Origin of the sequence: Natronobacterium texcoconense (assembly GCF_900104065.1) — an archaeon.
GTDB classification, from domain to species: domain Archaea; phylum Halobacteriota; class Halobacteria; order Halobacteriales; family Natrialbaceae; genus Natronobacterium; species Natronobacterium texcoconense.
Genome location: NZ_FNLC01000001.1, coordinates 387,268 through 405,296 on the forward strand (window position 1 = coordinate 387,268; position 18,029 = coordinate 405,296).

Consider the following 18,029-nt stretch of genomic DNA (forward strand, 5'->3'; position numbering starts at 1 on the left):
GAACGCTTACGTGTCACCGGTCTCGTTTTCCCCGTCCTCGTCTTCGTCGGGAACGTCCGCCAGATCGACGAGATGCCGTGCCTCCGGAAGGATTATCGACTCTGTTCCGAGCCGTGCGCCGCCGACGTTGCCGGGGAGACAGAAGACCGGTTTCCCGTCGGCGACGCCAGCGAGGGTTCGCGACGCGACGGCGCGTGTCCCAACCTCCTCGTAGGCGAGCGTCGTGAACAGTTCGCGAAACGCGGTCAGTTCCTTGTCTAGCAGTGGCTCGACTGCCTCGACAGCGACGTCGTCGGGTTCGACGCTCGCCGCGCCCGCCGTAATCACGAGGTCGACGTCGCCGCGTTCGATGACTCGCAACACGATCGACTGGACGCCGTCGTGGTCCGGGCTGACGTGTTCTCTGGTAGCGACCTCGTGACCGGCTTCCTCGAGTGCGGCGACGATCGTCTCGCCGGCTTCGTCGGTCGACAGCGTTCGATCCGCAGCGATGGTGACGACGGCGACAGCGAGTGGGTCGTCGCTGGTTGCGGCCGTCGTCTCCCGTCTCTCGTCCATGCGTTCGTTTCGACGACCCGTCAGTAAAACAGTGGTCGTTACGTCACCACGAGCGGATATCGCCTGATTTTATAGACGGAGTTTCCTACGGTCCATCTGTATGCAAGCGGTCAAAATCGTCGAGCATGGCGACACGGACGTCATCGAATACGGCGAATATCCTGATCCTGACGTCGGACGCGACGAAGTCCTAGTCGACGTGAAAGCGGGCGCGCTCAACCACCTCGACGTCTGGGTTCGCCGTGGGCTGCCGACGCTCGACCTCGAGATGCCCCACGTGCCGGGCAGCGACGCGGCCGGCGTCGTCGTCGCGACCGGCGATGACGTCACCCGCTTCGTCGAGGGAGACCGTGTCGCCGTCTCAGCGGGGGTCAACTGCGGCGAGTGTGAGTTCTGTCGAGATGGCGATCCAACCCTCTGTGTGAACTTTCACCTGCTCGGCGAACACGTTCCCGGCGTCCACGCCGAATACGCCGCAGTCCCGTCGGACAATCTGATCCCGGTCCCCGACGGCGTCGACTGGTCGGTCGCCGGCTCGAGCTGTCTCGTCTTCCAGACCGCCTGGCGGATGCTGATCGACCGTGCAGACCTCGAGCCCGGGGAGAAGATACTGATCCTGGGTGCAAGCGGTGGGGTCGGTCACGCTGCGCTCCAGATCGCCGACTACGCGGGTGCGGAAGTGTATGCCACCGGCAGTACCGAAGAGAAACTCCGATACGCCGAGAACCACGGCGCGGACTACGTCTGCAACTACGAGGAGGAGAACTTCGCGGAGTGGGTGCGAGCCGAGACGGGCGGTCGCGGCGTCGACGTCGTCGTCGACTACATCGGTGCAGGCACCTGGCGCGACTCGATCAAGAGCCTGGCAAAGAACGGCCGCCTCGTCACCTGCGGCGGGACGGCAGGACCGAACCCCGAGACCGACATCCCGCGGATCTTCTGGAATCAGCTCCAGATCATCGGCTCGACGATGGGGACGCCGGGCCAGGTCGACGACGTGATGGAACTGGTCTGGGAGGGCACCTTCGAGCCGTCGATCCGTGCGGAACTCCCGATGAGCGAGACCGCACGCGCCCACGAGATCGTCGAAGGGCGTGAGGGATTCGGCAAGGTCGTCGTTCGTCCGGACAGCGAGCTTTGATGGTCGCCGTCCGGCCGTCGGAACCGTGAATGCTTTCACGAACCGGCCGAAACGTCCGATCGTGACCTCGAGCGACGACGGTGGCTACGTTCACGACCCATCCACGTTCGACGAGGACAGCGATAGCCGCGACGAGGACGAGGAGTGGGTCGACGATCCCGCCCACCCCGCGACGGCCGATCGCGAGTTCGACTGGCGTGGCTGGATCCTCGTCGGCGTGATGTTCTTCGCCTTCATCGTCTCGCCGGCGATGATCCTCCTGGTACCGCCGGGCCTCGAGTACAGGTTCGCGCTGATCATTCTTCCGCTGTTCCCGGCAGCACTGCTCGCGCTGACGGCGGTCTGGGCGACGACTCGCGCGTAAAAGGGAGTGCTACTCGAGTGCCGTCTCGAGTCGTTCGGCGACGGCGGCCCCGTGTTCGACGTCTCGCTCCGGCGTTTCGGAGTCGTCGAGATAGCTGGTCAGTTCCTCGTGGAGCCGTCGCGCCTCCGGTCCGGTGAGAACGTCCGATTTTTCTCTCTCCTCGACCGTCTCGAATACGTCGAGTACCCAGGAGGGCGGTGATTCGTCTTCGTCTACGGCGTCGTCGATACAGTCTGTCAGGACGTGATGAACGACCCATCGCTCTTCTCTGGAGAGTGTCACTTCGAACGTCTCGGTTTCCGGTGGTTGGGAACTCATATCGTCATACGGACCGGTGATTTTGGTCCTCGAGCGTGGCTACGAACGAGGATGTGATAAAGCTTGTTGCCTGCTACCCTTTCTCACGAAATGGTGTGGCACGGTCGTCTCGGCGAGAACGGCGAGCAGCACCGCTTTCGAGGCGCGTATTGTCAAAAATGGAGTGACGATGTGACCCTCACTCGACGTCGCGACGCATCGCGATTTCGAACCAGGGGCAGAGACGAAGCTGTCGGTACCACTCGGGATTGGAGTGGAGCCGTTCGTAAGGCACCCACATCAGGCCGGCGACCTCTTCCTCGTCGGGGTCGAGCGTACGGTCGGTCAGCGTTAGCTTCAGTACCGCACACACCTCGTGTTCGACGCCCGCGTTCTCGAAGTAACGTTTGTACTCGAACCGGTCGGTCAGTCGCAGGTCGTCGTACTGGTTCGGCGTGATCCCGAGTTCCTCCTCGAGACGCTGGCGGGTTGCCTCCTCCTGGCTCTGCCCCTGGACGGGATGGGAAGCGACGGTGCCGTCCCAGTAGGTCCCCCAGAGGCGTTTCTCGGGCGCTCGCTGAGCCAGCAGGATGTTGTCGTCCTCGTCGAAGACCAGCGACGTGAACGCGCGGTGGCGGATCCCGTCACCGGTGTGGGCCTCGAGCCGGTTGACGAGTTCGACCTCGTTGTCGTCGGCATCGACTGCGATCACGTCCTGTTCGGCGTTCTCGTGGTCCATGTCGTCCTGCCGCGTACTCATACCTGCACAATTGCGGAGGGTCCTGAAACCAGTATCGCCTCGCAGCCATCCGACGTCGCCGCCGATCCCGTTATCCCTCGAACGGCCACAGTCCCCGCTTTTGTTCGTCCGGATTCGGATCGTAGTCGTCGCCGACCGCGATCTCGAGCGCGCCCGGATCGGTCTCGATTCGCAGACGTTCGGTCTCGAGCATCTCCCCGTCGAGGCTGTACTGGACGGATTCGCCGCGGCTCTCGATCGTGACCGACGGCGTCCGCCGCCGGACGATACGGTCGCTCTCCTGGTCGAACAGGCGTTCGACGGTCGCATCGCCCAGCAGGTCGGTTGTCGGAGCGTCCTCGACGATCGTCACCTCGAGGAGGCCGTCTTCGACGTTCGCCTGGGCGGTCCGCGCCCCGGTGAATCGCCGGCAGTTTCCGACGAGCACGAACAGCGCCTTTCCTTCCCACGTCCGGGACGAATCGCCGTCCGGCCCCTCGCCGGTGTCTACCTGCAGTGGGGGTGAATCGAACGATCCGATCGCGTCGAGGGTCTCTTTGACGTAGGCGAGGACTCCCAGTTCCGATTTGCTCTCCGTGGACGTCTCGCCGCTGGCTTTCGCGGTGACGCCGCCGACACAGGAGTTGGCGAACACCTGTCCGTTCGCGACGCCGAGGTCGATCGTTCGCCGGCGACCGGTTTCCGCGACCGCGAAGGCGTGTTCGATACCCTCGACCCCGACGTTCGAGGCGAAGTTGTTGCCCGTCCCGGCCGGTACGACCGCGAGCGTCGTCGTCTCGAGTTCGCCCGCGGCCGCGATGCCGTTGACGGCCTCGTTGACGGTGCCGTCGCCGCCGGCTGCTGCGACGAGAGTCGCTTCCTCTGCGGCTACTTGGGCGAGTCGTTTCGCGTCGCCGGCTTCCTCGGTTCGTCGAATATCGAATCCGTAGTCGGCAGCCAGTTCGACGACGTCGTCGACGTGATCGCCGCTCCCGCTGACGGGGTTGAGTACGAGGACGCGGTTTCGCTCCGTTCGGCCGTCCGCCTCCATACCGTAGTACGTGCCGGGCGTAAACAAAAGAGACGTCCCGGCGTATGCTCTCGTAGATGTACGCCGTCGATCTACACGCGCACACGCGATTCTTCCACGGTCGTCGACGGCTCGGCGATCGGTTCGACCCTGTCGGGGCTCGACTCCTCGCCGAAGCGACCGCTCGTCGCGGTCTCTCGGGGGTCGCGACGACGAATCACGACTACTACACGCCGTTCGATCCGGACGTCGACGTCGCCGTCCTCCCCGGGATCGAGATCACGACCGATCGCGGTCACGTTCTCGTCGTCGGTCCCGACCCGCCGCCGGCGACGGAACCGGGATCGCTCTCCCCGGCAGCGGCGGTCGAACTGGCACACGAACGCGACTGTGCCGCGATCGTCGCCCACCCGTTTCGAAACAGCACCGTCCGCGAACTCGAGGACGTCCTCTTCGACGCGATCGAGGTCAACGGCAAACATCCGCGCTCGCAGCCGCTCGTCGAGGAACTGGCGGCCGAACGGGAGCTACCGCTGGTCGGCGGCAGCGACGCACACTACCCGTTCGAAGTTGGACGGGCGTACACAGTCGTCGAGACCGACGCGGATCGACTCACGCCGTCCGCGCTCGTCGACGCGATTCGCGACGGCCGGGTGAGCGCCCGCGTCGGTCGGTCGTCGCTGGATCGTCTCCTGCGGCGGGGATACAGGGCGATTCATCGACGGAAACGGGTGATCGACGCGATAGAGCGGCCGACACCGGGCGTCGGGACGCCACCGGGTGAGGAACAGTAACTCGAGTTAGCCCAGTTGTTCGTCGAGAATGAGTCGGGTCATCGTGCTCACGACCTCGTCCTGGTTGCGGGCTTTCGTGATGAGGTCGTTGACGCCGCGCGTGTCCGCGGCGTCGACGATGAGGACGATGTCCTGTTCGCCCGAGACCATCCAGACGAGGTCTACCTCCTCCCAGTCGGCCATCCGCTCGGAGACGTTCTTCGTGTCGACGTCGACCGCGACGCTGATCTCGAGCATCGCCTTGACGTTGCCTGTCCGGGTCGAGATCGTGAACCGTTCGATGATCTCGTCGTCCATCATCCGTTCGACGCGGTTGCGGACGGTCCCCTCGCTGGTGCCGATCTCGTCGGCGATCTCGGTGTAGGGTGTCCGGGCGTCTCGCCGGAGAATATCGAGGATCTGTCGATCGAGTTCGTCCATGGAGATCCGAGGATACGTGGAACGGGCACTTACCGATTACGAAATTCGTAACTGAGTTTCGAAGACAACACTTATGGCCGTGGGATCAATACGTAGTTCGTAATGACGGAAGCCTACGTTGCACTGGAAGGCGGCCACGTGATCGAGGGGCGTGGTCGTGCTCCGGGAACTGCTCGTGGCGAACTGGTTTTCACGACAGCATACACAGGATACGAGGAGAGCCTGACCGACCCGTCCTACGAGGAACAGGTGCTCACCTTCTCCTATCCGCTGATCGGCAACTACGGCGTCCGAGAGGAACGGTTCGAGGACGACCGCGTCCACCCCCGTGCCGTCCTCGCGAAGGAACTGACCGACGACGTCGCCGGATGGCTCGAGTCCGAGGGCGTGCCGGCGATCGACCACCTCGACACCCGCGAAGTCGTCACCGAGATCCGTGACGGCGGCGCGATGAAGTGTGGCATCGCCGTCGGCGAGGACGTCACCGAAGAAGACGCCCTGGCCGAACTCGAGGAGTGCAAGACGATGAGCGAACACACCGAGATCGGCGCACAGGTCAGCGTCGACGAACCGGTCGTCCACGGCGCGGACAACGATGGCGAGACCGTCGCGCTGGTCGACTGTGGAGCGAAGGGATCGATCGTCGACTCCCTCGTCGCTCGTGACGCCGAAGTCCACGTCCTCCCCTACGACGCGACCGTCGCCGACGTCGAAGACGTCGATCCCGACGTGCTGTTCATCTCGAACGGCCCTGGCGACCCCGCGAACTACGAGGGCGCGATCGAACTCGTCCAGGAGTTCGTCGACGACACGCCCGTCGCCGGCATCTGTCTCGGCCAGCAGATCGTCGCCGAAGCACTCGGCGGCACCACCGAGAAGATGGACTTCGGTCATCGCGGCGTCAACCAGCCTGTACTCGACGTAGAGTCCGGCCAGGTCGTCATGACCACGCAGAACCACGGCTACACCGTCGCCGAACCGGGCGACCACCTCGAGGTCACCCAGATCAACGTCAACGACGACACCCCCGAAGGGCTCGACGGGATCGACCATGACGTCATCACCCGCCAGTACCACCCCGAAGCCAACCCCGGCCCGGAGGACACCCTCGACTTCTTCGACGACGTCCTCTCGATGGCCGAGGGCCGAAGCCAGCGAGCAGTTCCCGCGGACGACTGATCCGACCGTCTACTCTCTCGACTTCGAACTTCGAAACTCCAGTTAGCTATCGGTGAAGCCGTAGCTGACGGTCGTCGACGCCGAGACGCTCACCGGATCGGCGTCGATCTCCGTACTCGGTCCTGCGTCGTCGGCCTCTGCAACGGCATCGTAGGCTGTCCTGTGACTGACCGTGTGGACCTGGACGTCGCTCGTGCTCACCGACGTCGTTCCCGTCAGCGAGACGCCGCGGTTGGCCGCGATGTGTTCGGCCTCTTCGTCCGCGTTCTCGAGTGCCTCGTCGATCGCCTCCTTCCGGAGTTCGTCGCGAGTCTCCTCCTGTACCGTGAAGTTGACGCGGCCGATGTCGTCGGCTCCGGCCTCGACCGCGGCGTCGATCACCTCGCCGACCCGGTCGACGTCCTCGACGGTTACCTCGAACGAGTGTGAGCCGCGGATCTCCTCGACGTCGCCGTCCCGTCCCGTAACCGGCCTAACCCGATAGCCGCCCTCTTCGACGTGGTCTTCGGGAATGCCGAGTTCGTCGAACGTCTCGCGCAACTGGTCGGCACCCTCGGCCAGTTCGTCGGTCACCTCGTCGGCGGACTCGCCGCGTGCCTCGACGCCGACGCTGACCGTCGCCTCGTCGGGTTCGGTCTCGACTTCGCCGCTCGTACTGACGACGATCTCGTTGTCGCCGTTTCCGGACGCAGCCTGTTCATCGTCGGTCGCACTGCCGATACAGCCGGCAAGTGTCGCAGCAGCGCCGACGCCCGACGCCGCGAGGAACTGTCGTCGATCCATACACGACGCAAGGACGGCAACCGAAAAGTCACCTCTGCAAGGTGAAACGCGTCTTTCATCCGGTTTACTGTAAGTCATTTCCGCCGCAACCGCTATTCGGGTCGCGGTTGCGCCGGTACATCGTTACAGCAATCCGTATCAGTGCCACTCGGGCACAGCTTACTTGATTTCCGGCGACTATTATCAGACGAACGATATGCCGGCCGACAGACTCCTCGTCCCCGTCGCCAACCCGGAGACCGCCGACAGGCTGCTCGACACCGCCACCGACATCGCGCGCGACCGCAACCTCGAGATTCTCGTCGTCACGGTCGTCACCGTCCCGATGCAGCTATCGCTCGAGCAAGCCAGCGACGAACTCGAGATAGAGGACCACCGCGAAGTCCTCGAGTACGCACTCGAACGCGCCCGCGAGCACGACGTCTCCGCGACGGGCCGCATTCGATTCGGTCGGAGCGTCGCGGACGGCATTCTCGCGATCGCTGGAGACGAGGACGAACGAATCGAGACTCTCCTGCTCGGCTGGCGCGGTCGACCGCGTCGGCGCGACGTCGTCCTCGGGAGTTACATCGACGAGATCCTCGCGAACGCGCCGTGTGACGTCCTCGTCAAGCGGATCGATCGTGAGGCCTCCGGCGAGATCGATTCGGTCCTCGTCCCCGTCGCGGGCGGACCGAACACCGACCTGGCCGCACGAGTCGCCGGATCGCTCGCACGCGCCCACGACGCCCGGATCGAACTCCTCACCGTCGTTTCGGACCGCGAGGAAGAGATGGTCGCCGACGCCCGTGACCTGCTGACTCGCACCTCGTCGGAACTGGGTGCCGTCACGTCGGTCGAACAGACCGTCCTCGAGGGCGACGTCCGGGAGACGATCCTCGAGCGCACGGGAGATCACGACGTGACGGTCATCGGCGCGGCCGAGAGCGGACTCCTTCGACGCGTTCTCGTCGGCGAGATTCCGGAGACGATCGGTCGCGAGGCCGACAGCGCGGTCGTGATGGCGAAACGTCGGCAGGGCGTCTCCGAGACGGTTTGGCGACGCGTCCGAAATCTTCTGGGGTGACGTCTAGCGGTCGTTCAGGTACTCTGGCGGCCAGCTCCTCGAGCGATTTGTGTTGCTCGCCGCTCGAACCGGGACACTCCCTCGCTACTGCTCAGTCGTGTCTGAAAGACCGCTGACCCGTGAACACCATCGCGATATCGTGCTCGTCCGCAGCCTCGATGACCGAATCGTCGTTCTTCGATCCACCGGGCTGGATCACGGCCTCGATACCCGCTTTCGCGGCCTCCTCGATGCCGTCCGGGAACGGGAAGAACGCGTCCGAGGCCATGACTGCACCGTCGGCGTCTTTCCCTTCGGCGTGCTCGTCCGCTTTCATCGCTGCGAGTCGCACCGCGTCGACGCGGGACACCTGGCCCATCCCGATGCCGACCGTCTCCGTCCCGTCGGCGAAGAGAATACCGTTGGACTTGACGTGCTTGAGCGTCTGCCAGGCGAACAGCATCGACTCGAGTTCTTCCTCCGTGGGTTCGCGTTCGGTGACGACCTCGAGGTCGTCGACCGAGATCGACTGCAGGTCGCGTTCCTGGACGAGTCGGCCGCCGACGAGCGGCTTTTCGGTAAATCGTTCCGTCGGTTCGTCGTCCAGTTCACCGACGTCGAGGACGCGGAGGTTCCCCTTCTCGAAGAGCACCTCGAGTGCGTCGTCGGTGTAGCCGGGGGCGACGACGACCTCCTTGAAGGAGTCGATGATCCGCTCGGCCGTCTCAGCGTCGCACTCGCGGTTGAGCGCGACGATGCCGCCGAAGGCGCTCATCGGATCCGTCGAGAGCGCCTTCTCGTAGGCCTCCGCGAGGGAGTCGCCGGTCGCACAGCCCGCGGGGTTGGTGTGTTTGATGACCGCCGCAGCGGGTTCGTCGAACTCCTTGATCAGGTTCAGCGCGCCGTCGGCGTCGTTGTAGTTGTTGTACGAGAGGTCCTTCGCGCCCTCGTTCAACTGTTCGGCGTGGACGACGCTGGCCTCGTCGCAGGTGTAGTCGGCGTACACCGCGGCGTCCTGGTGTGGGTTCTCGCCGTAGCGAAGCGTGTCGATACGGTCGCTCGAGACGAGCCGTCGACCTGGAAGCCCGTCGTGATCGCCGCCCTCGGTACTCGCGACGTCGACGTCGACGGTTACCTCGCCCGCCTCGAGATCCACGTCCACGGCACCCTCGGCGAACCACTTGACTGCTCGCGGGTACGCGCGGAACTCGCCTTCGTAGAGGACACGTTCTTTCAGCGACTCGCTGTCGTCGCCCTCGTAGACCGGAATCGGCTCCTGGGTGACGATCGGTCCGCCGTCGACCTCGTTCTCGACGACGTTGCCGTCCTCGTCCGTCGCGTCGGTCACGACGTGAACAGTACAGCCCGTCACCGAGACGTCGGCCTCGAGCGCGTCGCCCCAGGCGTCCGTGCCGGGGAACGCGGGCAGCAGCGAGGGATGGACGTTCAGCGTCGTCGGCTGAGCCTCGAGGAACGTGTCCGAGAGAATTCGCATGTAGCCGTCGAGACAGACCAGCTCGAACTCGTAGTCGGCGAGCGCCTCGTTGACGGCTTCCTCGTGTTCACGGCGACTCATCCCCTCGGCGAGCGGGACGACCTCGGTCGGAATCCCGCGTTCGGCGGCGGCCTCGAGCACCGGCGCGTTCTCGTCGTTCGTCAGGACGACGGCGAGGTCGGCTCCGCCAGGTCGTCTGTCGGCGATGTTCAACAGGTTACGCCCTCGGTTGCCGGCCATCCCGGCGATTCGCGTCATAGGCGTATGCCCATCCGCAATGGGGAAAGCCGTTGCGGTCTCGAGCAGCTAAGTATACACATACATGTATAATTATGGCGGTATTATCGAACGCTGTTCTTCCAATATGCACGCACGTGTGTTCGAACCCGCGTCGTTTCGATACCCTTTTGGACCGTGCTGGAAAGACTCGCACAATGACCGACACCGACGCCCTGTACGCCGTCTCGCCGCTGGACGGCCGGTACGGTAGCCGAACTGCACCGCTGTCGCCGTACGCCAGCGAAGCCGCGCTCATGCGCGCTCGCGTCCGCGTCGAAGTCGAGTACCTGCTCGCGCTGGCCGATCTCGAGGCGACGCCCCTCGAGATCGATTCGGACGAACGCGACAAACTCCGTGGCCTCTACCAGCACTTCGCCGAAGAGGACGCACGACTGATCAAGAAACTCGAGACGGAAGGGTACGCGGAGTTCGAAGCGACGAACCACGACGTGAAGGCCGTAGAGTACTTCGTCCGTCACCGACTTCCCGAGGACAGCGACGCCTCGGCCTGGATCCACTTCGGACTGACAAGCGAGGACGTCAACAACCTCGCCCACCGGCTGCTCGTCCAGGACGGCGTCTCCGAGGTCCTGCTCCCGGAGCTGTACGAGGTTCGAAACGCGCTGGGGGAGATGGCACGCGAGCACCGTGACCTCCCGATGCTCGCACGCACCCACGGCCAGCCCGCGACGCCGACCACCTTCGGCAAGGAGATGGCCGTCTACGCATCGCGACTCGCCCGTTCGACCGGCCGGATCCACGCCGCCGTCGACAACCTCCGTGGCAAACTCGGCGGTGCGTCGGGCACCTACGCCGCTCACGAAGCTGCCTATCCCGACGTCGACTGGCAGACCTTCGCCGAGGAGTTCGTCACGGGTCTCGGCCTCGAGTTCGAACCGCTGACCACGCAGGTCAACCCGTGTGACGACCTCGCGGCGCTGTTCGACGCGATTCGGGGCGCCAACGACGTCCTGTTAGACCTGGATCTGGACATGTGGCTCTACGTCTCCGACCGCTACCTCGGACAGCAAGCCGTCGAGGGCGAGACTGGCTCGTCGACGATGCCCCACAAGGTCAATCCGATCGACTTCGAGAACAGCGAGGGCAACCTCTCGAAGGCCAATTCGGACCTCGGGTTCCTCGCCGACTATATTACCACCTCGCGGCTCCAGCGTGACCTCTCGGACTCGACGGTCAAGCGTAACATCGGCGCGGCCTTCGCCCACTGTCTGATCGGCTACACGAAGACCGCTGCGGGTCTCGAGAAAGTCGTCCCCAACGAGACGGTCATGCGCAAGGACCTCGAGTCGACCCCCGAGATCATCGGCGAGGCCGTCCAGACGATCCTCCGCCGGGAGGGTCAAGAGGACGCTTACGAGCAGGTCAAGGCTCTTACGCGCGGGAAAGACGTCACCCTCGAGGACTTCCGCGAGCTATTCGACGACCTCGAGGTCGACGAGTCGGTCCGCGAGGAACTGCGAGCCCTGACACCGTCAGGCTACACTGGCGTCGCCGACGAACTGGTCGACGACCTCGAATAGTCTCTCGTCGAACGCGCCCGACTACCTTCCCATGGCCCGCACCTGATCGGGTTCGATCGAGATGATGACCCGTTCGGTCTCGATCGGGCTCGGATACTCGTCTTCACCCATGTATCGCTGTGTCAGTTCGTCGATGTGCTCGCGTGCGTTCTCCGTCGTGATCTCGTCGACTTCGCCCGTCACCGAGAGCATTCGATAGGGGTCGTCGGGATCGGTCATACTCACGCCGATCCGCGAGTCGTTCCGGACGTTTTTCTCCTTGCGTCGGTCGCGCTCGGTGTTGACGAGAATGCGGTCCGCGTCGGCGTCGTAGTCGACCCAAACCGGCGTGACGTGGGGCGAGCCGTCGGGCAGCAGCGTGGAGATGTGCGCGAACGTCTTCTTCTCGAACAGGTTCTGAAAGTCGTCTGGGATCGAGGCCATACACGGACTGCACCGTCGTGCTACTAATTCGTCCACCCTTACGTTCCGGCTCCGAGACCGGTCAGATTATTTGGCGACTCTCCGGAAATCGTCGGCGACCTCGAAAGCGAGTAAATCACGCGCGAGGACCCTGGCAGTCCCCTCGTTCCCCGCGCCGAACGTACTCGAGTCCGGGACGTCCGTCGACGTACCACAGCGCGAGGGCGAGTCCGACCAGGACGAACTCGAGGGCGAGAAACGTCGCCGGATCGGTAAACGGCGTGACGACGAGTGCGACGAGTTCCGGCGGTTCGAACACCTGTTCGCTGTAGCCGAAGGTTCCGTGGGACACGATCGGCCACAGCAGGAACTCGGTCCCGAACGGATACCCCAGGAAGAACCGCGGCGGGAGGTCGGCAAGCAGGTGCGACAGGTGCGCGACGACGAACGCGGTCGCCGTCTCGACTCGATCGAAGACGAGCGCGACAGCGTAGACGGCGACGATCAGGACGCCGGCGAACAGAAGCGAGTGACCGAGATCACGCCCAGTCGGAAAGACGCCGAGAAACCAGAGCGGTTTGTCGAGCAGGTCGGCGAACTGCGAGCCGACGAGCACGGCGAGTACCGGTGCTGGTTTCGGTGGTCGACGGAATCGGCCTCGAGCGTACAGCGAGTACAGCAGGTAGGCGACGGCGAGATGGCCCCATGGATACATCGGGGCGGGCTACACCGGCCGTGCGGTAAGCGGTTGTGTCGGTTTGCACGGAGTGGAAGCATTGGCCCAGAAGCAGCAGTGATCGGCTGGTGACTGCAACTGTCGAACAGTAGTCAATAAAGAGGGGTCACTGGACGAACGCGGCGGATTCGCACAATGTCTGGCAGTATCAGACCGGGCGAAATAGGGTGCCGATTGGAGCCTGCTCGAGCGACGGTGGCCTCACTCGTCCTCGAGCGCTGCGTAAATCTCGGAGTGACGACGGCCGTCGATCTTCCCCATCTCGAGGGCGATTTCGTGACGTTTCTCGTCGGTATCGGCCGACTGGAACCGCTCGTACAGTCGGCGGACTTCGTCGTCGATTTCGGCCACGGTTCCAGCGTCCGCTCACAACGCAATAATCGTTTCTACGCGCCCAACTCGAGCAGCGTCGCCTCGAGCGCGTCCGCCGCTTCCTCTACCTCGGGAAGCCGAACGTATTCCCGCTGGGCGTGCGCGACCCCGCCCTTCTCGTCGGCCAGTACGCCGGGGCCGAAGACGACCGTCGGCGCGTCGTCGGCGAAGAAACCGGCCTCGGTCGCCGCGCCGAACGGCCGTACGTCGCCGCCGCTTGCCTCATGGAGCGTTCCCACGAGTTCGTCGTCTTCGTCGGTCACGAACGCCTTCGGGAACGGCGTGTCGGGACGGATGAGGTCGACCGTCACCTCGAGTTCCGACTCCTCGGCGACCGCTCGCTCGAGGTGCGTCTCCAGCCCCTCGCGGAACGAGTCGGCCGTCTCTGGCGGGACGCTCCGTCGATCGAACGTGAATCGACAGGTCTCGGGAACGCGGTTCGGTGCCTCGCCGCCCTCGAGGACGGTCGGCGTCAGTTTCGGCTCGCCGAGCACGTCGTCCTCGCCGGGTCCAGCTTCGTCGTCGTAGGTTCGGAGCGCCTCGAGAACGTGCTCGAGGCCGAAGACGGGGTTTTTCTCGGCGGGGACGCTCGCGGCGTGACCGCTTTCGCCTTCGATAGTGATCGTTCCCTCACACTGGCCTCGAGCGGCGATACAGACGTCGAGGTCGGTGGGTTCGCCGACGATGTAGCCGTCCGCGGAGAGCCTGTCCTGCAGTCCCGCCGCGCCGGTCATCAGGGTCTCCTCGTCGGGCGTGATCGCGAGCGTCAGTTTGCCGGCCGTGGGATCGACGCGCAGGAAGGCTGCGAGCAACGCAGCGAGTGGCCCCTTCGCGTCACAGGCTCCGCGCCCGCGAACGACGTCGCCATCCCGTTCGTAGGGAACGTGGGGTGCGACGGTGTCGATGTGGGTGTTCAGAACAAGGTGGGGCTCGCCGTCCCCCTTGCTCGCCAGCACGTTCCCGAGGTCGTCGACTTCAGGCTCGAGGCCGGCGTCCTCGAGGGTCTCGACCAGTAGCTCGCGCATCTCGGCGACGTCCTCGTGGGAGGGCGTCCGGACAGCCTCGGCGTGGAACGTGGCGATGTCGAAACTCATTGTGTGGGTTTCGTCGATCTCGTCGACGAACGTGGATACTCGTCGTTCCCACTGGCGGGTGATAAGCACAGTCTTTCGTTCGATAGCACGGCTCTGCTGTCGTCCTGTCCAGCTCGGCACCTGTCGAACGAACGTTATTTCCTGCTGTGGTTTCAACCGTGTGTCATGCCCTCCGACAGACGGACGTTTCTCGCCATCTGCGGGACGGGTTCGGCAACGGCGCTCGCCGGATGTGCCGACGTTCGTACGTCGACTCGAGACGTCGTTACTCCGCACGATCCAATCGAGGCGTCACTCAGTTCTAAACGGGTGATCGGCGTACGAAACGGACACGCCTACGAACTGTTCGACGCGCATCCGTTTGTGGACGAGGACCTTCCGCTCGAGGAGAACGACGCACTGACAGTCTTCTCACAGCGTATCGAACCAGAAGCGTATCCGGACCTCCCCGACGGAGCCCACGTCGCACCGATGGTCCCCGACGAAGTCGTCGTCTATCCTGCCTACGAGGATACGCTCGAGAACGAACCGGAGTATGCGGTACCCGAGCCTCCGCTCACCGTCGATTCGGTCGTGACCGATCGACTTCGTGAATCGTTCGACGAGTTCGTCTTCGACGGTCGAGTGACGTTGGCCGACCGAGACGACGCCGCGTCGAGCGATTCGTCGATGCCGTTCCTCGCGGGTGATACGACCAGTTACCGTCTGAGTCAAGAAGCATTTAGCGAGCTCAGAATCGGCGATCTGTTTCGGTTTCGGCCATCCTACAGCCAGCCGAAATACGTGCCGGCAGCTCTCGAGCGGTGGACGGAGTACTGATTACTGCTCGAGTCGCGTCACGTCCTCGAGCGTCTCGCGCCGTCGTGCGACGCGAGCGTCGCCGTCCTTGAGTGCGACCTCCGCTGGCTTTGGCTGGGAGTGGAACTGGTTTGCCAGTTCGTAGCCGTAGGAGCCGGCGTTGCCGATGGCGAGGACGTCGCCGCGTTCGGGTTCGGCGATCGGTCGGTCGTGGGCGAAGACGTCCGCGCTGGTACAGACGGGGCCGCCGACGGTCGCCTCGATCGGCTCGCGGTCGGGCGCGGAGACGTTCAGCATGGGGTGGTAGGAGCCGAACATCGCGGGCCGGATCAGCGTCGAGAGGCTGGCGTCGATGCCGACGACGGTGGTGTCGGGCGCTTCCTTGATCGTGTTGACCTCCGTCAGGATGAGGCCCGCGTCGGCGACGATATAGCGGCCGGGCTCGAGTTTCAGCTGTGCCTCGAGGTCGCCGACGGCGTCGCGGACCATCTCCGACGTTCGCTCGAGGTCCAGCGGCGGTTCGTCCTCGCGGTAGGGGACGCCGTAGCCGCCGCCGACGTCGACGAACTCCAGTTCGTCGTCGCCGATCCGCCGGGCCATCTCGCCGACGCGTTCGATCGCCTCGCAGTGGTCCTCGAGGTCGTCGGTCAACACGCCGCTGCCGGCGTGGGCGTGGATGCCGACCAGTTCGAACTCCTCGCGAACTCGGTCGGCGACGTCGGGGACGCGCTCGTAGGGAATCCCGAACTTCGCGTCGGCACCGGTCGCGACCTTCTCGTGATGGCCGGTTCCGATCCCGGGGTTGATCCGGATCGCAATGCGCCCGTCGTAGCCCCGTTCTGCGAGGCGCTCGAGGGTGTCGGTCGCACCGATGGTGATCGTCAGCCCCGGATTGTCGGCCCCGAGGTCGGCCGCGTAGTCGAGGTCGCGATCCGGCGGGTTCACCGCGGTGTACTGCAGTTCGTTCGGGTCCGCGCCTGCGTCGATCGACCGCTGCAGTTCGCCCCAGGCCGCACACTCGATCGTCCCGCCGGCCTCGAGGACTGCCTCGAGGACGGCCTTGCCCGTGTGTGCCTTGGCGGCATACATGACGTCCGCGTCCGGGAACGCGGCCGAGAAACGGGTGTAGTTCTCCTTCACGCGGTCGAGATCCATCACGTACAGCGGCGTCTCGTACTCGTCGGCGATCGACTCGAGTCGCGACAGGTCCCAGTCCGAGAGCCGGCGGACGGCCGGCGAGTCGGCGAGGTCGGTCATTGGTCAGTGCAAGTAACCGCGTGGATTCAAGGGTTTGGGTTCGGAACGGGGCGTAGCCGAGATGACTGCAGATACGCGGGTTGTACCCTAATTCAGTTTTCCGTCTCTATTAGACATCGTCCATTCTTTCACGATCGGTCCACCGCCGCGTACACAGAATAGGGACATCTGCTGTATACTCCCGTTCTTCGAACAGCATCGTGACTTCAATATATGGCGGAACGACCTCGACGAGGGTATCGAGATCAGTGTCCGGTTCCTCCACTAGCTCGTCACCTTCATAGTAGTACGTAATCTCGACACTGATTCCTATACCGACTTCTCGGTCGAATATCGACGGGTCCGGGTCTTGACTCGATTTATCCTCGTCGACGTCTTGCTTTCGTACCGTTCCTATCGAAGAGCCTGCATCAGATATGCCTTCGTCGGACAGTACCGACCGTATCTTATCGTCACCAGCCGCCGTCGCTCGACGCCTCCCCCACTCGTCGAACGGCATCTCTCTGTCGGGGGGATCGTCGTACTCGATTCGGACCTCGTCTTTCTCTTCCAGATACTCGTATTCGCGTTCGGGAGTTGCCTCTACTGAAATCGGATCAGCGGTACCCAGGACGGAAATCTCTTCGATACGAGCCTCTTGTCCGCCAGCATCGTCACTGGATCCGTGGTCGTCTAGGTCGTCCTCCGCGCTATCGTCCAACTGGGCCGAATCCAGACACCCTGTCGTAGTTACTGCCAAAGGAACACTGCCCAGTAGAACCCTCCGTTTCATACCATTGCCATTAACTTTTAAATGTAAGTGTTTTGTCCTTGGGACGATAGACCCCGAACCCGCGGGACCCTCCCGCTAAACGAGTGTGAACGGCCCGACGGAAGACTACTCTGGGAACAACTCCTCAGTTTCGTCGATCCCGTCGATCCGCCGCCGATCCTCGGACTCGAGTTCGACCTCCAGTGCCTTTAGGTTCGCCTCGAGATGCTCGCGACTGCTGGCTTTCGGAATCGGAACGATACCGTCTTTCTCCGCGAGCCAGGCGAGACAGATCGCCTCGGGCGTCGTGTTGTGTTTCTCCGCCACCGAGACGACCGCGTCGATCTCTCCCGCTCGTCCGTTGGCCAGTGGCGAGTACGCGACCAGTGGATAACCATTCTCGCGAGCGTGCTCGAGTAACTCGCCGGGCTGAAAGAGCGGATGATACTCGACCTGGTGGGCCGCGATGGGGTGCTCGAGAACGTCCGCTGCCCGCTCGAGTTCGTCGACGGTGAAGTTACTCAGCCCCACACCGCCGATCACGCCCTCGTCGGAGAGGGCGTCGAACGCCGGCAGCGTCCGTTCGGGATCGTACGTCTCGATCGGGCGGTGGACGTACAGCAGATCGATCGATTCGAGGTCGAGTCGCTCGAGGCTTTCCCGAGTGGTTCGGCGCACGTCGTCGGGTGTGAGGCTGTCAGCCCAGACTTTCGTCGCGACGGTGACGTCCTCCCGCGGAACTGAACTCCTGGCCAGCCCCTCGCCGACGACGGCCTCGTTCCCGTAGATCTGGGCTGTGTCGAGGTGTCTGTAGCCGACCTCGAGAGCCGTCGAGATCGTGTCCGGCTCCTCGATCCCCATGGTTCCGAGGCCGATCCGTGACAGTGTCATACCTCGCGTTGTCGTCGTGATCGGAAGAACGCTCGTATCCCCGGTCCGAAGCCGGCGGGCAAA

The 18,029-nt window shown here is 64.0% G+C and carries 21 protein-coding genes; 7 read left to right on the top strand and 14 right to left on the bottom strand.

All coding sequences use genetic code 11. From position 1 onward, the window contains the following. Positions 1-6: 6 nt before the first annotated feature. A complete protein-coding gene (locus BLR35_RS02045) occupies positions 7-558 on the bottom strand; it encodes a MogA/MoaB family molybdenum cofactor biosynthesis protein (RefSeq protein ID WP_090376621.1) in 552 nt (183 codons plus the stop codon). Positions 559-658: 100 nt separating this feature from the next. Here BLR35_RS02045 and BLR35_RS02050 point away from each other — a divergent pair, with 100 nt between their 5' ends. Beyond that, positions 659-1,699 (top strand): zinc-binding dehydrogenase, encoded by a 1,041-nt coding sequence (locus tag BLR35_RS02050; protein WP_090376624.1) that lies wholly within the window; start codon positions 659-661, stop codon positions 1,697-1,699. Between the two features lie 61 nt (positions 1,700-1,760). Further along, positions 1,761-2,063 carry a DUF7977 family protein gene (locus tag BLR35_RS02055; protein ID WP_090376626.1) on the top strand — a complete coding sequence of 101 codons (303 nt, stop codon included), beginning with the start codon at positions 1,761-1,763 and terminating at the stop codon, positions 2,061-2,063. Between the two features lie 9 nt (positions 2,064-2,072). On the opposite strand, the gene BLR35_RS02060 is transcribed toward BLR35_RS02055, so the two are convergent. The 3 genes from BLR35_RS02060 to BLR35_RS02070 all read right to left on the bottom strand — a co-directional run bounded on the left by BLR35_RS02060 (position 2,073) and on the right by BLR35_RS02070 (position 4,150). Then, positions 2,073-2,381, bottom strand: a complete 309-nt coding sequence (locus BLR35_RS02060) for a DUF7853 family protein (RefSeq protein ID WP_090376629.1) — start codon at positions 2,379-2,381, stop codon at positions 2,073-2,075. A 178-nt stretch (positions 2,382-2,559) separates the two neighbouring features. Continuing rightward, positions 2,560-3,120, bottom strand: coding sequence for an NUDIX hydrolase (locus BLR35_RS02065; RefSeq protein WP_090376632.1), 561 nt, complete (start codon positions 3,118-3,120; stop codon positions 2,560-2,562). A 70-nt stretch (positions 3,121-3,190) separates the two neighbouring features. Next, on the bottom strand, positions 3,191-4,150 hold the full coding sequence (locus BLR35_RS02070) for a diacylglycerol/lipid kinase family protein (RefSeq protein ID WP_090376635.1): 960 nt from the start codon (positions 4,148-4,150) through the stop codon (positions 3,191-3,193). Positions 4,151-4,206: 56 nt separating this feature from the next. Here BLR35_RS02070 and BLR35_RS02075 point away from each other — a divergent pair, with 56 nt between their 5' ends. Further along, positions 4,207-4,923: a PHP domain-containing protein gene (locus BLR35_RS02075; protein ID WP_090376638.1), complete on the top strand. Its 717-nt coding sequence runs from the start codon at positions 4,207-4,209 to the stop codon at positions 4,921-4,923. A gap of 6 nt (positions 4,924-4,929) precedes the next feature. Here BLR35_RS02075 and BLR35_RS02080 read toward each other — a convergent pair whose 3' ends face one another. Further along, entirely contained in the window at positions 4,930-5,343 is a 414-nt protein-coding gene (locus BLR35_RS02080; RefSeq protein WP_090376641.1) for an Lrp/AsnC family transcriptional regulator, read from the bottom strand. Positions 5,344-5,445: 102 nt separating this feature from the next. Here BLR35_RS02080 and carA point away from each other — a divergent pair, with 102 nt between their 5' ends. Beyond that, positions 5,446-6,522, top strand: coding sequence for a glutamine-hydrolyzing carbamoyl-phosphate synthase small subunit (gene carA, locus BLR35_RS02085; RefSeq protein WP_090376644.1), 1,077 nt, complete (start codon positions 5,446-5,448; stop codon positions 6,520-6,522). Positions 6,523-6,564: 42 nt separating this feature from the next. Here the strand turns inward: carA and BLR35_RS02090 are convergent, their stop codons facing one another. After that, a complete protein-coding gene (locus tag BLR35_RS02090) occupies positions 6,565-7,305 on the bottom strand; it encodes an SIMPL domain-containing protein (RefSeq protein ID WP_090376647.1) in 741 nt (246 codons plus the stop codon). A 196-nt stretch (positions 7,306-7,501) separates the two neighbouring features. On the opposite strand from BLR35_RS02090, the gene BLR35_RS02095 reads away from it, so the two are divergent. Further along, positions 7,502-8,371 (top strand): universal stress protein, encoded by an 870-nt coding sequence (locus BLR35_RS02095; RefSeq protein WP_090376650.1) that lies wholly within the window; start codon positions 7,502-7,504, stop codon positions 8,369-8,371. A 91-nt stretch (positions 8,372-8,462) separates the two neighbouring features. Here BLR35_RS02095 and purH read toward each other — a convergent pair whose 3' ends face one another. Further along, positions 8,463-10,103 (bottom strand): bifunctional phosphoribosylaminoimidazolecarboxamide formyltransferase/IMP cyclohydrolase, encoded by a 1,641-nt coding sequence (purH, locus tag BLR35_RS02100; RefSeq protein WP_090376653.1) that lies wholly within the window; start codon positions 10,101-10,103, stop codon positions 8,463-8,465. A 176-nt stretch (positions 10,104-10,279) separates the two neighbouring features. Between purH and purB the strand changes: the two genes are divergently transcribed. Beyond that, a complete protein-coding gene (gene purB / locus BLR35_RS02105; protein ID WP_090376656.1) occupies positions 10,280-11,665 on the top strand; it encodes an adenylosuccinate lyase in 1,386 nt (461 codons plus the stop codon). A gap of 21 nt (positions 11,666-11,686) precedes the next feature. Here purB and BLR35_RS02110 read toward each other — a convergent pair whose 3' ends face one another. The 4 genes from BLR35_RS02110 to BLR35_RS02120 form a co-directional block, all read right to left on the bottom strand. Further along, positions 11,687-12,088 (bottom strand): PPOX class F420-dependent oxidoreductase, encoded by a 402-nt coding sequence (locus tag BLR35_RS02110; protein WP_090376659.1) that lies wholly within the window; start codon positions 12,086-12,088, stop codon positions 11,687-11,689. 115 nt (positions 12,089-12,203) lie between these two features. Beyond that, a complete protein-coding gene (locus BLR35_RS02115) occupies positions 12,204-12,782 on the bottom strand; it encodes a metal-dependent hydrolase (protein ID WP_090376662.1) in 579 nt (192 codons plus the stop codon). Positions 12,783-13,004: 222 nt separating this feature from the next. Beyond that, entirely contained in the window at positions 13,005-13,154 is a 150-nt protein-coding gene (locus BLR35_RS20505; protein WP_170830946.1) for a hypothetical protein, read from the bottom strand. A 35-nt stretch (positions 13,155-13,189) separates the two neighbouring features. Next, positions 13,190-14,269, bottom strand: a complete 1,080-nt coding sequence (locus BLR35_RS02120) for a M20 family metallopeptidase (protein ID WP_090379596.1) — start codon at positions 14,267-14,269, stop codon at positions 13,190-13,192. A gap of 165 nt (positions 14,270-14,434) precedes the next feature. Between BLR35_RS02120 and BLR35_RS02125 the strand changes: the two genes are divergently transcribed. Beyond that, positions 14,435-15,088 (top strand): hypothetical protein, encoded by a 654-nt coding sequence (locus tag BLR35_RS02125; RefSeq protein WP_090376666.1) that lies wholly within the window; start codon positions 14,435-14,437, stop codon positions 15,086-15,088. Here BLR35_RS02125 and lysA read toward each other — a convergent pair whose 3' ends face one another. From lysA to BLR35_RS02140, 3 genes are all read right to left on the bottom strand, one after another. After that, positions 15,089-16,324 (bottom strand): diaminopimelate decarboxylase, encoded by a 1,236-nt coding sequence (lysA, locus tag BLR35_RS02130; RefSeq protein WP_090376669.1) that lies wholly within the window; start codon positions 16,322-16,324, stop codon positions 15,089-15,091. Between the two features lie 109 nt (positions 16,325-16,433). Further along, the gene (locus tag BLR35_RS02135) at positions 16,434-17,096 is read right to left on the bottom strand and encodes a hypothetical protein (RefSeq protein WP_139169226.1); all 663 of its coding nucleotides are present in this window, start codon (positions 17,094-17,096) and stop codon (positions 16,434-16,436) included. Positions 17,097-17,201: 105 nt separating this feature from the next. Beyond that, a complete protein-coding gene (locus BLR35_RS02140; protein ID WP_090376675.1) occupies positions 17,202-17,966 on the bottom strand; it encodes an aldo/keto reductase in 765 nt (254 codons plus the stop codon). Positions 17,967-18,029: the final 63 nt, after the last annotated feature.

Excerpts from the sequence above, each read along its gene's own strand:
- BLR35_RS02110 (WP_090376659.1), bottom strand. The coding sequence starts at position 12,088 with ATGGCCTCGATCCCAGACGACTTTCAGAACCTGTTCGAGAAGAAGACG.
- BLR35_RS02090 (WP_090376647.1), bottom strand. The coding sequence starts at position 7,305 with ATGGATCGACGACAGTTCCTCGCGGCGTCGGGCGTCGGCGCTGCTGCG.
- BLR35_RS02115 (WP_090376662.1), bottom strand. The coding sequence starts at position 12,782 with ATGTATCCATGGGGCCATCTCGCCGTCGCCTACCTGCTGTACTCGCTG.
- BLR35_RS02045 (WP_090376621.1), bottom strand. The coding sequence starts at position 558 with ATGGACGAGAGACGGGAGACGACGGCCGCAACCAGCGACGACCCACTC.
- lysA (WP_090376669.1), bottom strand. The coding sequence starts at position 16,324 with ATGACCGACCTCGCCGACTCGCCGGCCGTCCGCCGGCTCTCGGACTGG.
- BLR35_RS02050 (WP_090376624.1), top strand. The coding sequence starts at position 659 with ATGCAAGCGGTCAAAATCGTCGAGCATGGCGACACGGACGTCATCGAA.
- BLR35_RS02070 (WP_090376635.1), bottom strand. The coding sequence starts at position 4,150 with ATGGAGGCGGACGGCCGAACGGAGCGAAACCGCGTCCTCGTACTCAAC.
- BLR35_RS02075 (WP_090376638.1), top strand. The coding sequence starts at position 4,207 with ATGTACGCCGTCGATCTACACGCGCACACGCGATTCTTCCACGGTCGT.
- BLR35_RS02120 (WP_090379596.1), bottom strand. The coding sequence starts at position 14,269 with ATGAGTTTCGACATCGCCACGTTCCACGCCGAGGCTGTCCGGACGCCC.
- BLR35_RS02080 (WP_090376641.1), bottom strand. The coding sequence starts at position 5,343 with ATGGACGAACTCGATCGACAGATCCTCGATATTCTCCGGCGAGACGCC.
- purB (WP_090376656.1), top strand. The coding sequence starts at position 10,280 with ATGACCGACACCGACGCCCTGTACGCCGTCTCGCCGCTGGACGGCCGG.
- BLR35_RS02125 (WP_090376666.1), top strand. The coding sequence starts at position 14,435 with ATGCCCTCCGACAGACGGACGTTTCTCGCCATCTGCGGGACGGGTTCG.
- BLR35_RS02135 (WP_139169226.1), bottom strand. The coding sequence starts at position 17,096 with ATGAAACGGAGGGTTCTACTGGGCAGTGTTCCTTTGGCAGTAACTACG.
- BLR35_RS02060 (WP_090376629.1), bottom strand. The coding sequence starts at position 2,381 with ATGAGTTCCCAACCACCGGAAACCGAGACGTTCGAAGTGACACTCTCC.
- purH (WP_090376653.1), bottom strand. The coding sequence starts at position 10,103 with ATGACGCGAATCGCCGGGATGGCCGGCAACCGAGGGCGTAACCTGTTG.
- BLR35_RS02095 (WP_090376650.1), top strand. The coding sequence starts at position 7,502 with ATGCCGGCCGACAGACTCCTCGTCCCCGTCGCCAACCCGGAGACCGCC.
- BLR35_RS02065 (WP_090376632.1), bottom strand. The coding sequence starts at position 3,120 with ATGAGTACGCGGCAGGACGACATGGACCACGAGAACGCCGAACAGGAC.
- carA (WP_090376644.1), top strand. The coding sequence starts at position 5,446 with ATGACGGAAGCCTACGTTGCACTGGAAGGCGGCCACGTGATCGAGGGG.
- BLR35_RS02140 (WP_090376675.1), bottom strand. The coding sequence starts at position 17,966 with ATGACACTGTCACGGATCGGCCTCGGAACCATGGGGATCGAGGAGCCG.